The following is a 13,669-nucleotide window of genomic DNA, read 5'->3' as shown; positions in this document are numbered from 1 at the left end:
CCGCCATTCGGGCCGCCATGGCGCGGGCCGTGGCGAGCGTGATCGGCGCCCTGGGGTGGTCCGTCGTTATGTGCGTGCGGGAGCGACATGATCGCGCCGGAGGCACCCATGAAGCCGACCAGCAGCGCGCTCCAGAAGCCGACGGTCTGGTGAAGGTCGCGCAGGCCTCGATAGCCCGCGATCCTGGTCGGCGGGACGATGGCGCGCTTCCATCTGGCCGAGAGCATCAGGGCGGGGGTCGGGCACCAGAGCGCGATCCCTGTGATGCACATGAGGGTCAGAAGGATGCCCATCAGTTCGGTTGCGGTCTGTCCGTAGGGGATCAGCAGCAGGTCCGTGTGCAGGTCGTGTGCGAAGCGGAAGGAGACGCGGCTCGTGACATGCACGACCTGTCCGGTCGTGGGATCGACCATGAGGGTTTCGAGCGGATGGCGTGCGTGGGGCGGCCCGAAGCCGATGGCGGCAGTGTCGCCCGGCCAGCGGGGCGGCGCATAGTCGACGATGGACATGCCAGCGGGGGCATGGGCGATGGCATCCGCGATCTGGGTATCCGCCGGCAGCAGCGGCCCGTTATCGTGCAGTTGCGGGCGGTTGAACGCGAGTTTCGGCAGGAGCAGCAGCACGAGGCCGGTCAGGCCCTGCAAGGCAAAGGGCACGCAGAGGGCGAGGCCGACCCAGCGGTGGAGTTTGCGAAACACGGTCCGTTTGATCCTGCGAATGAGAATTGATCTCATGTTGTAGTGGATCGAAACGGTTCCGGAAACCATGCTTGCGGAACGAATTGTTGCACGCTGTGGCGTGTGCGGCAGTGTCTGTATATCGGGTCCGGGGCCCGGGCCAACCGCGTTCAGGAAAACTTCACGATTGCCGTACGTCCGATCGGGGCGTGTTGCTTCTGCTTGCACGAGACCTGACCCGGAGACGGGGATCGATCTGGTCGGCATGTGCGGTTCAGGAAGAGGTCTGCGCGGGGACTTTGTCCGGAGAAGGCCCGCCTGCTGGCCGCAGAGGAAGCGTCGGGAAGGGGCTCATGTTTCGGGTGGGCGGCTTCTACGGAGAGGGCCGGGTTTTGGGGCAGGCTCTGGAGGATTCCCGTGTTTGAAGCAGCGTTCCCCTAAGGCTGGCTCGGCGGTTGGCGGGGGGCGGCACGTCTCGAGTGGTGAGCGGGGAGCCGGGGTGAAGCGACGGACCGTGGTCTCCATGATGGCGGGGGTTCAGCCGGAATGGCCCGTTTGCAGGTCGCGGATAGACGAGCGGGTCGCAGGGCTTGAACGTGGGCCTGCAGTCTTCGAGGACGTCCTGCTGTCCCGGATCCGCGGTCCTAGCAAATCATCGCGTGACCGAGCGGGACAGGGCGGGTCTGGATCGCGCGGCGGCGGCTGGGGGCCCCTCAGGTCGCGGCGCGTTGCCGCGCAGACGTGCTGGCGCGATTCTCCGGATCACGCGGCGGGACGCGCGCACAACTGTCTCAGAGGTAAGGCTGGAGATGCAGGGTGGCGATGCGTTGCCTGCCGTCCTGTTCGACCGGCAACTGGAGGGTGCTTCCGGCCGGGCCGTGCAGTTGCGTGGCCAGCGTGGTTGCGTCTGTACCCAGGATGCGGTTGCCGGGTTGAAGTCCCGCAGCTTTTGCGGGACTGCCCGGGCCGACATCGGTGATGACGAAGTCGTTGTGATGCCGGTCGAACCATAATCCTGACAGCGGGTAGGTGTATTGCGGGGCCGTCAGGCTGTTTCGCCGGATCCACAGGCGCTCGTTCTGCGGATCGAGCATCAGGTTGAACTGGCGCAGGATCGGCAGGCCGATCAGTCCGTCGGAGATATCGGCCTCGCGGTCGTCGGGTAGCAGCAGGGCCAGCGGGCGTTCGAGCGGTATGCCGCCGAATTCGAGCCGGTCGATGCGCGCGATCCGTGCGCCGTCACGCAACGGCGCATAGGGACGATCACTGGTCCACAGGCCGAGTTTCCGTGCCGTCGTGTTGTTCAGCCTGACAAAGGATTCCGCAGCGGTATCGAGCAGGAACTGCTGACGCGATCCATTGACGGCGCCTGGCGCCACGATGAACGGGGAGCCTCCTGTCGCGGGCTTTCGCGTGATGTCGACATCGAGCGGGGTGAAGCCGGATGGATCGGGGCGGCCTTCGGTCCAGACGCGCCATTCCCGGGCGTCGAAATCGAGTTCGCTGACCAGTGTCGTCATCAGGCCGGAGCCGAGCGAGCCCGATATGCCGTCGCCGAAGCCGAAATTCACGACGCTGATGAGCTGGGCGTGCGGCTGGCGGATGATGCCGCCGATGACGAGGTTTGCGACGTCGTAGGCCGGGTGGCCGCCGCTCTGGCCGCTGACGCCGATATGCACTTCGCCGGTGCGTGGCAGGTTAAGTCTGGCGGCCAGATCTTCGCGGATGAGGCTGACGGCGCCGCCTGTGTCGATCGCGAACAGGAGCGGGCCTGTGCCGTTCAGCGTGACGGCGATGACGACGCGGCTGCCGACCAATTCGATCGGTGCTCGCAACGGGGCCGGTGCGGCGTGGGCCACGGGCAGTCGGGACGCGGCGAAGGCGGACGAGAGGAACTGGAGTGCGTGTCGCCGTGTCGGCATGCTTTCGGTCTCTTCCTAGGTGAAACCCTGCTGCTCGGGTATCTGGGCCCGTGTGGAGGGCGAGGATCCAGCCTGGCGTCGTTTTGTCCAGTCCGGGAACCGGGGTGCTTTCCGGGCGGGCGCGCGTGGCAGGTCACGTTCGCGTTTTTTGTTGGATGCGTGTGCCGATGCCGGTCGAGAGTTTTCGGCCGATCGCACCGGGGTTCGCGCATTTCTGGTGGCTGCGCGGCGCATCCGGGACGACCCTCGTTAAAGGCCGTTAACCTTTTTCCGATCTATTCGCATTATTCTTGACAGACCCGAGGAACGTTGGGCTTCCTGCGGAACATTGAGTTAAGAATTCGTTAACCGGCGTGTCGGCATCGTCAGGCCCTCGAGCGCATGCCGAGGCTTTCCGGCGGTCCCGGTCCGGTTGGAGCGACTGATGGCGACGCATACGGGTTTGGTCAGCATCATCGAAGCGGGTTGCACGGACGGCCTTCAGGGGTCTGCCGCTGCACGTGATGTGGCGTCTCTTGCGGATGTTCGCCGTCATGTGGCGTCCGGGTCCGTGATGATGGCGGACGGGGTGGCTGTCCTGTGCGGGGACGCGCCGGGGGACGGCGATCGCGCGGCGGTATTCGTGCAGGGACTGCGGATTGCGACGCTGGCCGGGAGCGAGGCCGTGGAGGGTCTGTCGCCCGGTGCGACCGTCCTGACGCCGCGTGGGCCGCGGATCGTGGCGCGGGTCGAGCATCGGCAGGTGGATGCTGCGTCTCATCGGCGACGGGACGTGCTGTATCCGGTGCGCGTGAAGGCGGGGGCGCTGGCGGATGGTGTGCCGTCGCGGGACCTGCTGCTCCTGCAGGATCAGTGTCTGGTGCTCGATGGTGCGCTGGTGCCAGCGCGCATGCTGGTGAACGGTGTCTCGGTCGTGATCGAGCGCGAGATGCGCAGTTACCTGTGTCTTCGTATCGAGTGGCAGAAATCCGGCTGGGCCGCAGCGTCGGCCGGTGAGAGCCCGCTCGTCACGGCATCGCCCATGGCTGTTTCCGCAGTCTATCAGGAGGTCGCACGACGTGCCGGGGTTGCGGCGGCATCGGCGGGGCTGGCTTCGGATGCGGGGCTGCGTGTGGTGACGGATACCGGGGAGGTCATCGCGCCGCTGACCGTGCGCGGGGGCGTCGCCCGCTTCATACTGCCCGGCGATGTGCAATCGGTTCGGCTGCGGTCGGGGACGTCCTGTCCGGCGGATCGGGGTGGGGCTTTCATCGACGACCGGCGGACGCTGGGTGTGCTGGTGGGTGCGATCTCGCTGCACAGCGACGTGCAGCAGGTCGAGATTTCGACTCATCTGCACGATGCGGATCTGGACGGCTGGAGCATGGTCGAAAGCGCGCCGATGCGCTGGACCACCGGGGATGCATTTGTGCCGCTGGGGATGTCGTTGAGCGGCAGCGTGCGGATGCTGGCGGTGCAGGTCGTGGCATCGGGCTGCTGTCAGGTCGAGGCCTGCCTGGCTGTTCCTGCTGCCTGACCAGAGTCTGGCGCCGCTTCGTGCGGGGCCGGTTTCACGACCCAGGGCCGCGAGACGGCCGTGCCCCGAAAGAGGATCCTTCGGGGCACGGGTCTGGGGATCAGGCGTTCAGGTAGATCGTCTTCGTCTCGACATAGGCTTCGAGGCCGTGCTGGCCGTCCTCGCCGCCGACGCCGCTGTCGCGGTAGCCGTGGTGGAAGCCTTGCGGCGCTTCGCCGCTTTCGCGATTGACGTAGATTTCGCCGAAGTCGAGTTCGTTCGACATCCGCATGATGCGCTCGAGGCTTTCGGTGAAGACGTAGGCCGAGAGGCCGTAGCGGCAGTCGTTCGCCTTGGTGATCGCGTCCTCGAACGAGCTGGTCTTCATGACGATCATGACGGGGCCGAAGACTTCGTCATGGGCGATGTCCATCTCGTGCGTGACGCCGGTCAGCAGGGTCGGGGCGTAGAACTGACCCTTGTCGTAAAGGCCGCCGGTCAGGCGATGGCCGCCGAAGACGAGCGTGGCGCCCTGCTCGACGGCGCGCTTGACCATCTTGTCCACCTTTTCGAGTTCCGGGCCGCAGACCTTGGGGCCCATGTCGGTTGCCTCGTCGAGAGGGTTGCCGACCTTCAGCGCGTGGATGCGGTCGGTGATCTTGCCGACGAACTCGTCGTAGACTCCGGCATCCACATAGGTGCGTTCGTTGGCGGTGCAGACCTGGCCCGCATTGCCGAAACGGGCGAGCACGGCGGCTTCGGCCGCGCGGTTCAGGTCGGCGTCGTCCGCGACGATGAAGGGCGCCTTTCCACCCAGTTCGAGGCGCACGATCTTCAGGTGTTCGGCCGCGGCCGCCATGATCTTCTTCCCGGCGGGCGTGCTGCCGGTCATGGTGATGAGGCGTGTCCCGGGGTGCGCGACGAGGGGCACGCCGACCTCGGGGCCGTCACCGGTCACGATGTTGACGACGCCCTTCGGGATGCCGGCCTCCTCGACGAGCTTCGCGAGCTTGAGGCTGGCGATCGGCGTCATCTCGTGCGGCTTGACGACGATGGTGTTGCCGGCGGCAAGTGCCGGGCCGAGCTTGCGGCAGGTCAGCGCCAGCGGGAAGTTCCAGGCGGCGATGGCGCCGACGACGCCCACGGGCTTGCGCTCGATCAGGATCTTCTCGCCCGGACGGCTGCCCGGAATGATCTCGCCCTGCAGGCGGCGGACGTTTTCCGCGGCGAAGCGCAGCAGGCCGGTGGCGAACGCGACCTCGACGCAGGCTTCCTTGATCGGCTTGCCCATCTCGGTCGAGATCGTGCGGGCGAAATCTTCCGCGTCGCGTTCGATGAGGTCCTTCAGGCGATAGAGGTAATCCGCGCGTTCAGTGGCGACCAGGCGGCTCCAGGCCGGGAAGGCGGCCTCTGCCGCGCTGACGGCGCGATTAACGTCCGTCTCGTTGCCGCGGGCGACATGGGCGATCGTTTCGCCCGTCGCCGGATTTTCCACCGCCAGGGTCTGGCCGGAGGCCGGGCGCGTCCAGCTTCCGTCAATGAACAGATCGTAATTTTGCTGTCCGGACATGGACTTTCCCTTTCGTATCGATCGATTTCAGGGATTCGAACGGTATGCGCCGGGGAAGTTTCATCGTCCCTGGGCGAAAAAAACCGCGTGGTGCGTGGTTTTTTGGCTTGAGCGATAAGGATCGCATCAGTATAAGGCCGCACACCGGAGGCCGGGCGGCACGCCTATGGGCGCATAGCTCAGTTGGTAGAGCAGCTGACTCTTAATCAGCGGGTCCTAGGTTCGAGCCCTAGTGCGCCCACCATTTCGTGCCCCGCCTCCGGTATTTTCCACATCGATGCACATTGGTCGTTATCGGAACCGGGCATGATGCGCCTGTCCGGAAGACGATGACTGTTCCGTTTTCAGGAGCGGCGGCTGGGCCTGTCGTCAGGACACCAGACGCGTGACGTTGCGGGTGTCGACGGCTGCCGGTGCCGCGTCGAACGCGCGGATCCACTCGTCGATGTCCTGCGGGGGGCAGGGGCGGCTGATAAGGTAGCCCTGATGTTCGAAGCAGCCTTCGCGCCGCAGGAGGTTGGCCTGATTGTCGGTTTCGACGCCCTCGGCCGTGACGTGAACGTCGAGGCTGTTGCAGATGCCCGCGATCGCGCGGACGATGGCCGTGGCCTCCGCACTTTCGCCGAGATCGTTGATGAAGCTGCGATCGATCTTGATGCGGGTGAAGGGAATTTCCCGCAGGAAGCTGAGCGATGAATAGCCCGTCCCGAAATCGTCCATCGCGATCTTGACGCCGAGCGCGCGCAGTTCGCCCAGGACAGTGCGCGCGTTGTCGAGATCGGCGATCATGCTGGTTTCTGTGATCTCGATCTCGAGACGTTCGGGTGCCAGTCCGCAGTCGGCCAGCGTGATGCGCACGGCGTCCACAAGGCCCGGCAGGCGGAGGCGGGTGGGCGAGAGATTGACGGAGACGCCGATATCCTCGCGCCAGTGGGTGGCCTGTCGGCAGGCCGTCCGCATGACCCAGTCGTCGATGCGCGGCATGAGACCGATTTCCTCGGCGAACGGGATGAAATCGATGGGCGGGATGTTGCCGCGCACCGGATGGTGCCAGCGCAGGAGGGTCTCGAAGCTGGTGATCCGTCCGGTCTTCGTATCGACGACGGGCTGATAGACGAGCGCGAACCCGTCGTTTTCGAGGCTCTCGCGCAGATCGTGTTCGAGCGCGCGCCGTTTCTGCAGCGCTTCGCGCATGCCCGGCTCGTAGCGCAGGGCGCGGCCGCGGCCGGCGTCCTTGGCGGCATACATCGCCAGATCGGCGTGGTGGATCAGGGCCTCGGCATCGGTGTCGTCGGGGCCGGCCATGGCGACGCCGATGCTGGCGCTTGTCGCAATCGTGCCGCAGGTGAGGTCGAGCGGGCGCGAGAGGTCGCGTGCCAGACGTTCCGCCAGGCTTTCGGCGTCGCGATCTTCGTAGACGTCCTGACAGAGGATGACGAATTCGTCGCCGCCGAGACGGGCGACAGTATCGCGCGGGCGTACGTTCTCGCGGATGCGGCCGGCCGTGATCCGGAGGACTTCATCGCCCATGGGATGGCCGAAACTGTCGTTGATCTGCTTGAAGCGGTCCAGATCGATATAGATCAGGGCGCAGGACGTGGTGCGGCCGGGGTTTGTCAGCGTCTCGGTCAGACGGGTCTGGAAGGCGGCGCGGTTCGGCAGGTCGGTCAGGACGTCATGATGGGCGAGGTGGACGACCTCGCGTTCCATCTCGCGGCGCTCGGTGACGTCGTCGATCGTGGAGACCCAGCCGCCGTCGGGCAGGAAGCGGTCGCTGATGGTGATGATGCGCCCGTTGAGCGTGTATTCCTGCTGATGGGCGGGAACGGTGCTGGCCGTGAGATGGCGCGCGCGTGCCTCGCTCACGCGGGCGGCGATCTGTTCGGCGCTGGCGGAACTGCGGGCATGCATGAGCCAGAGCAGGTCCGTGTATGTGCTGCCGGGCGGCAGGGCGGCGCCGTCGAGGGCCAGAAGTTCCGTGAACCGGCTGTTGCGGACGACGAGGCATTCGTGGCTGTCGAACAGGCACAGCCCTTGGGACATGTGGGCCAGCGCCAGATCGAGATTGTCCCGCATCGCCTTGATCTGGTCGAGCTGGTTCTTGTGGCTGGTCAGGTCGTGCGTGATGTTTGCAAAACCGATATGGCGCTGGTGCTCGTCGTAGATCGGATCGATCGTGACCAGCGCCCAGAAGCATGAACCGTCCCGCCGGACGCGCCAGCCCTCGTTCTCGAACTTGCCGCGGGCGAGTGCGGTCGCGAGGCCACGGTAGGGCAGGCCTGCCTGACGGTCATCGGCTGTGTAGAAGATCGAGAAATGCCGCCCGACGATGTCCTGGGCAGCGTAGCCCTTGGTCCGCTCGGCACCTGCGTTCCAGTTCGAGACGCGGCCCTGTGTGTCCAGCATGTAGATCGAATGATCCGTCACGCCCTGGGCGAGCAGGCGGAAATTGCGCGTCTGTTCGTCGGCGGCGCGCCGGGCTTCATATTGCGCCGTGATGTCGCGGGTGATCTTGGCGAAGCCGATCAGGGTGTCGGTTTCGTCATAGACGGGATCGATCACGACGTGGGCGCGCAGGCGGGAGCCGTCCTTGCGCAGGCGCCAGCCCTCGTCCTCGAACTTGCCGTCCCGCCGGGCGATGGCCAGCGCGCGGTCGGGAAGGTCGGCCGCGCGATCTTCCTCGAGGTAGAAGCGGGAGAAATGCTGGCCGACGATCTCTTCCGGGAGGTAGCCCTTGGCGCGCTGGGCGCCGGCGTTCCAGTTCGTGACGATGCCGTCCGGGCTGAGAAGGTAGATCGCGAAATCGGTGACGTTCTGGACCAGCATCCGATAGAGCGAGTCATCGTTCGGGCGGAGGGTGCCGGGGACCGGAACCGGGACTGTGGCAGGAACGGTGGCAGGGACTGGAGCAAGGTCGGGCAGCGGCTGCATCGATCGGGTGCTTTCCTGAGGACGCCATGTTCGCGCCGCTTCGGAACCTGCGTGACCTGTCGGGGCAGGGCCCTGTTCCGCTGCCGGCCGGGCGATCGGGACTGCATGGTTCCTGCCGGACCCGCGTTTCGGGCGGCTTCGGCGCCGATCATCGGTGCAATTGATGAATCAATCGCTAAGGCCTGCCGCCGGAATGGTGATAAATTTCGCGAGCCGGGGATTTTGCATGCCGGATGTGACATCGTCGGGCGCAGGCGCTACAAACCGGGCGCCCTGACGGATGACAAGCAAGCGAGTGACGAGCGAGGCGATGAAGGTTCTGGTCCCGATCAAGCGGGTGGTCGATTACAACGTGAAGGTGCGCGTGAAGGCGGACCACAGCGGTGTCGAGACATCCGGTGTCAAGATGTCGATGAACCCGTTCGACGAGATCGCCCTCGAGGAAGCCGTGCGGCTGCGCGAGCGCGGTCAGGCGACCGAGGTCGTGGCGGTGTCGATCGGCAATGCCGACTGCCAGTCGGTGCTGCGGACCGCGATGGCGGTCGGCGCGGACCGGGCGATCCTGGTGCAGACCGACGAGGCGCTGGAGCCGCTGGCGGTGGCGAAGCTTCTGGCGGCCATGGTCGCCCGTGAGGAGCCGTCGCTCGTCATGATGGGCAAGCAGGCGATCGACGACGACATGAATGCGACGGGCCAGATCCTGGCGGCGAAGCTGGGCTGGCCGCAGGCGGCATTCGCGAGCGTGGTCGAGGTGTCCGACGGCCGGGCGCGGGTAACGCGTGAGATCGACGGTGGACACGAGACGCTGTCGGTGGCGCTGCCGGCGGTCGTGACGGCGGATCTGCGTCTGAACGAGCCGCGCTATGCGTCGATGCCGAACATCATGAAGGCGCGCAAGAAGCCGCTCGCGACGGTTCCGGCAGACGAACTCGGCGTCGATACCGCGCCCCGGCTGAGCGTGGTCGAGGTGGTGGAGCCGCCCGTGCGCAAGGCGGGTGTCGTGGTGGGATCGGCCGCCGAACTGGTGAGCAAGCTCCGCAACGAAGCGAAGGTGGTCTGATCATGACGGCTCTGGTTCTGCTCGAGATCGAACAGGGCGCGGTGCGCCAGGCATCGCGTTCGGCGGTGGCCGCGGCGCGTGCGTTCGGCGATGTCGATGTGCTGGTGATCGGCGAGGGTGCGGAAGCGGCATCGCGTCTGGATGGTGTGGCGCGCGTCCTGAAGGCCGATTGCGCGACGCAGGCCGAGGCTGTGGCGGCGCTGCTGGCGCAACTGGCGACGGGCTACAGCCATGTCGTGGGTGGCGCGACGTCGTTCGGCAAGAATGTCCTGCCGCGTCTGGCGGGTCTTCTGGATGTGCAGCCGATTACCGAAGTGATCGCGATCGTGGATGCGGACACGTTCCAGCGTCCGATCTATGCCGGCAATGCCCTGGCGACCGTGCGCTCGCGCGATGCGATCAAGGTTCTGACGGTGCGGGCAGCGAATTTCGATCCCGTGGCCGAGGGAACAGGTGCGGCGTCTGTCGAGGGCGTGTCGGGGCCGGATGCCGGTGTCGACGTGCGGTTCGAGGGCATGGAGCTGTCGCAGTCCGAGCGGCCGGAGCTGGAGGCGGCGCGGGTTGTGGTGTCAGGTGGCCGGGGCTTGCGCGATGCCGAGCACTTCAAGCTGCTGGAGCCGCTTGCGGATCGTCTCGGGGCGGCCATCGGCGCATCGCGCGCGGCGGTGGATTCCGGGTTCGCACCCAACGAGATGCAGGTCGGGCAGACCGGCAAGATCGTGGCGCCCGAGCTGTATATCGCGATCGGCCTGTCCGGTGCGATCCAGCATCTGGCGGGCATGAAGGACAGCCGCGTGATCGTGGCGATCAACAAGGATCCCGACGCGCCGATCTTCCAGGTCGCGGATTATGGGATCGTGGGCGATCTCTTCGAGATCGTGCCGCAGTTCCAGTCCGAGCTGGGCTGATAAAAAGAGGCCGTCGGGGCGGGCTTTATTCCGTCGCGACGGCCCTGGTTTTACAGTGTGAACAGCATCACCACCATGAAGGCGATGGCGAGTGCTGCTGCGATTTCGACCGACAATGAGGCCCCGGATTCCAGTTTCATGTGATCCGGTGGAAATTCTCCGGTCGAGGCTTTCGGACCGAACGGATTGCGCATGATACGCTCCTTCCGAAGAGGATCTGTCTCTCTCCGGGCCATCAATATGGTGATCGGCGCGAACGGCTGCGATGGGGCGGCCCGATGACAAGCTCGCGATCGAAAAATGCCGTCCAGCATCGAACATATTCGATGATGACATGTGTGCGGTCGCGGCCCGTGTGGGGCCGGTTCCGGGCCTTTGATCGGGTGGCGGGGGCGCTGCAAGCGTTGTCGGCCGTGTGGGTTGCTGTCATGGAGGCGCGCACGGGCATGCACGGGCAGGGGTGCGCGCGGTTGGAGACGCCATGACGGACGACGGGACTTTCGAAATCTTTCTGGCGACCGTTCCGGGGCTCGAGCCGGTGCTGTGCGACGAGGTGCGGCTGAAAGGGTTCCGGGCGCCGAAAGTCGTGCCCGGCGGTGTCGTGCTGCGTGGCGGGTGGCCTGAAGTGTGGCGGGCCAATCTGTGGGTGCGCGGGGCGAGCCGTGTTCTGGCGCGGATCGATGCGTTTCGCGCGGTGCATATGGCGCAGCTCGACGGGCGGGCGCGACGGGTGCCGTGGGCTGCGGTCCTGCGGCCGGACGTGCCGTTTCGCGTCGAGGCGGCGTCGCTGGGGTCGCGGCTCTATCACGAGGGCGCGGTGGCGCAGCGCGTCGAGACCGCGATCCGGGAGACGCTGGGGGCTGTGTCCTCTCCGGAGGCGGAGGTCGTGGTCAGGGTGCGGATCGAGCGCGACCTCTGCACGATCAGCATCGACACGTCGGGCGAGCTCCTGCATCGGCGCGGGCACAAGGAGGCGGTGAACCGCGCGCCAATGCGCGAGACCATGGCATCCCTGTTCCTGCGGTCGTGCGGGTATGACGGGTCGGAGCCGGTGGTCGATCCGATGTGCGGTTCGGGCACCTTCGTGATCGAGGCTGCGGAGATCGCGGCGCGGCTCAATCCCGGACGCTCGCGGCATTTCGCGTTCGAGCTTCTGGCGACGTTCGATGCCGAGGCCTGGGCGCGGATGCGCGATGTGAAAAGCGCGCGGGTGCCGGCGGTGCGGTTTCACGGGTTTGACCGGGATGCGGGCGCGATCGCCATGAGCGCGGCCAATGCGGAGCGGGCGGGCGTTTCGGAATTCGTGAGTTTCCGTCAGGGTGCGATCGGCGACCTGGCGCCGCCGGACGGGCCGCCCGGACTTGTCATGGTCAATCCGCCGTATGGGACGCGGGTCGGGGACAAGGGCAAGCTGGCGCCGCTCTACAAGGCGCTGGGTTCGGTGCTGACGACGCGTTTTGCGGGATGGCGCGTGGGGATTGTCGCAACCGAGGCGCGGCTTGCGCATGCGACGGGGCTTTCGTTCCTGCCGATGGCGGCCCCCGTGCCGCATGGCGGCCTGCGGGTGTCGCTGTATCGGACCGACACTCTGGGGTGAGACCTGCCCTGTCGTGTGTCGGCGTGGAGGGGCATGGCATCGGGATCGCGTTGACGGCTGTTGTCCGCTCGCGCTACGCACGGCGCAGACGAAGCCCGGGCCGACCGGGGTTCGCGTAGGCGTTAACGTCAACCAACGCATCGAAAACGCGATGGCGGTCCTGACATGGACGGCTGTCGATGCGGAAGGTTGGCACCTTGACTGTTGAACGCCCCGGCGCGGCTGTGACCGCTGCTTCTCATACCGGCTTCCTGACACTCGGAATTGTCCTGATCGGTGCGAACCTGCGCGCGCCGATCACCGCACTCGGGCCGGTCCTGCCTGATATCCAGACGGATCTTCACCTCGATGGTGCGCAGGCCGGACTGCTGAATGCGTTGCCGTTGCTGACGTTCGGGGTTCTGTCCCTGGTCGCCCCGGGTCTTGGGCGCCGGTTCGGGCTGGAACGTGCGCTTGGCTGCGCGCTTGCAGCGCTTGTCGTGGGGAGTGTCGTGCGCTCGGTTGCCGTGCCGGGGGCGATCTGGGGCGGGACGGTGCTTCTGAGCGCGGGGATCGCGGTGGGCAACGTGCTGCTGCCGGGGCTGGTGAAGCGGGATTTTGCCGAGCGTGCGGCGGGCCGGATCGGGCTCTATGCGGCGGCCATGGCGGGGACGGCGGCACTTGCCAGCGGTCTGGCCGTGCCGATTGCCCATACACTCGGGCTTGGCTGGAGATGGGCGATCGGGATCTGGGCGCTCTTTGCGTGTGCAAGCCTGCTGGTCTGGCTGCCGCAACTGACCGGGCAGCAGCATCATCTGCCATCGAAGGGCCGGGCAGGCGGTGTGGCGGCGTCTCCCTGGAAGCATCCGGTCGGCTGGCAGGTCTCGATCTTTTTCGTGCTGCAGTCGCTCGTTTTCTATTCCCTGATCGACTGGTTCGGCACGTATGGCGCGACGATCGGCCTGTCGCCCGAGACGGCGGGGTTCGCTCTTCTGGTCTATCAGCTGGTCGCGATTGCGACCAATCTGGGTGGTGCGCCGCTGATCAGGCGGTTTGCCGACCAACGGCTCGTGGGGTTCGTGTGTGGCCTGCTGCTGCTGGTCGGTACCGTGGGGCTGTTCCTGTGGCCGCGATTTGCGATCGTCTGGCTGATCGGCGGGGGTTTTGGCGCCGGGCTGTCGATGGTGACCAGCCTGTCGCTCTTTGCGCTGAGGACGCGCGACCATCATCAGGCATCGGCGCTGTCCAGCATGGCGCAGTGCATCGGGTATCTCGGTGCGGCGGCCGGGCCTTTTCTGGTCGGTGTGCTGCACGATGCAAGCCATGGCTGGGGATTGCCGTTCATGCTGCTGATCGCATCGAGCGCGCTGGTCATGGTGTTCGGGACGCTGGCGGGACGGGCGCGGTTTATCGAGACCGATCTCTCCCGTCGCGCGCCGTCAGGCGCACGGGGTGGTCAGCGCATGGGTTCCGGGAGTGCCACCGGGTGAGCCGAGAGCGGGTGTCGGGTCAGACGGCCTGCTTGGGGTA

Annotated in this window: 10 protein-coding genes and 1 tRNA gene; 6 read left to right on the top strand and 5 right to left on the bottom strand. The window is 66.3% G+C overall.

Features of this window, described 5'->3' with window-relative positions:
* The coding region (locus B8446_RS14955) for a PepSY-associated TM helix domain-containing protein (protein WP_199484133.1) at nucleotides 1-698 on the bottom strand (698 nt) is incomplete at its 3' end.
* Nucleotides 699-1,468: 770 nt separating this feature from the next.
* Nucleotides 1,469-2,599 carry an aspartyl protease family protein gene (locus B8446_RS14950; RefSeq protein WP_048851014.1) on the bottom strand — a complete coding sequence of 377 codons (1,131 nt, stop codon included), beginning with the start codon at nucleotides 2,597-2,599 and terminating at the stop codon, nucleotides 1,469-1,471.
* A 424-nt stretch (nucleotides 2,600-3,023) separates the two neighbouring features.
* Between B8446_RS14950 and B8446_RS14945 the strand changes: the two genes are divergently transcribed.
* Entirely contained in the window at nucleotides 3,024-4,115 is a 1,092-nt protein-coding gene (locus tag B8446_RS14945; protein ID WP_048851012.1) for a Hint domain-containing protein, read from the top strand.
* A 100-nt stretch (nucleotides 4,116-4,215) separates the two neighbouring features.
* Here B8446_RS14945 and aldA read toward each other — a convergent pair whose 3' ends face one another.
* Nucleotides 4,216-5,664, bottom strand: a complete 1,449-nt coding sequence (aldA, locus tag B8446_RS14940) for an aldehyde dehydrogenase (protein WP_048851009.1) — start codon at nucleotides 5,662-5,664, stop codon at nucleotides 4,216-4,218.
* 168 nt (nucleotides 5,665-5,832) lie between these two features.
* On the opposite strand from aldA, the gene B8446_RS14935 reads away from it, so the two are divergent.
* Nucleotides 5,833-5,908 (top strand) — tRNA-Lys (locus B8446_RS14935).
* Between the two features lie 125 nt (nucleotides 5,909-6,033).
* On the opposite strand, the gene B8446_RS14930 is transcribed toward B8446_RS14935, so the two are convergent.
* Entirely contained in the window at nucleotides 6,034-8,595 is a 2,562-nt protein-coding gene (locus B8446_RS14930; RefSeq protein ID WP_048851007.1) for a sensor domain-containing protein, read from the bottom strand.
* Nucleotides 8,596-8,905: 310 nt separating this feature from the next.
* On the opposite strand from B8446_RS14930, the gene B8446_RS14925 reads away from it, so the two are divergent.
* Together B8446_RS14925 and B8446_RS14920 are read left to right on the top strand one after the other, a co-directional pair.
* Complete coding sequence (locus B8446_RS14925) at nucleotides 8,906-9,655, top strand: electron transfer flavoprotein subunit beta/FixA family protein (protein WP_048851028.1); 750 nt, start codon at nucleotides 8,906-8,908, stop codon at nucleotides 9,653-9,655.
* Nucleotides 9,656-9,657: 2 nt separating this feature from the next.
* A complete protein-coding gene (locus tag B8446_RS14920; protein ID WP_048851005.1) occupies nucleotides 9,658-10,563 on the top strand; it encodes an FAD-binding protein in 906 nt (301 codons plus the stop codon).
* A gap of 50 nt (nucleotides 10,564-10,613) precedes the next feature.
* On the opposite strand, the gene B8446_RS16355 is transcribed toward B8446_RS14920, so the two are convergent.
* Entirely contained in the window at nucleotides 10,614-10,757 is a 144-nt protein-coding gene (locus tag B8446_RS16355) for a hypothetical protein (protein ID WP_158507609.1), read from the bottom strand.
* 287 nt (nucleotides 10,758-11,044) lie between these two features.
* On the opposite strand from B8446_RS16355, the gene B8446_RS14915 reads away from it, so the two are divergent.
* The gene (locus tag B8446_RS14915) at nucleotides 11,045-12,160 is read left to right on the top strand and encodes a THUMP domain-containing class I SAM-dependent RNA methyltransferase (protein WP_048851000.1); all 1,116 of its coding nucleotides are present in this window, start codon (nucleotides 11,045-11,047) and stop codon (nucleotides 12,158-12,160) included.
* Nucleotides 12,161-12,357: 197 nt separating this feature from the next.
* Entirely contained in the window at nucleotides 12,358-13,629 is a 1,272-nt protein-coding gene (locus B8446_RS14910; protein ID WP_241767816.1) for a CynX/NimT family MFS transporter, read from the top strand.
* The last annotated feature ends 40 nt before the right edge of the window (nucleotides 13,630-13,669 follow it).

The sequence above is a fragment of the Tanticharoenia sakaeratensis NBRC 103193 genome (assembly GCF_000963885.1).
Lineage (GTDB): Bacteria > Pseudomonadota > Alphaproteobacteria > Acetobacterales > Acetobacteraceae > Tanticharoenia > Tanticharoenia sakaeratensis.
This window is presented reverse-complemented; position numbering and strand designations above follow the sequence as displayed.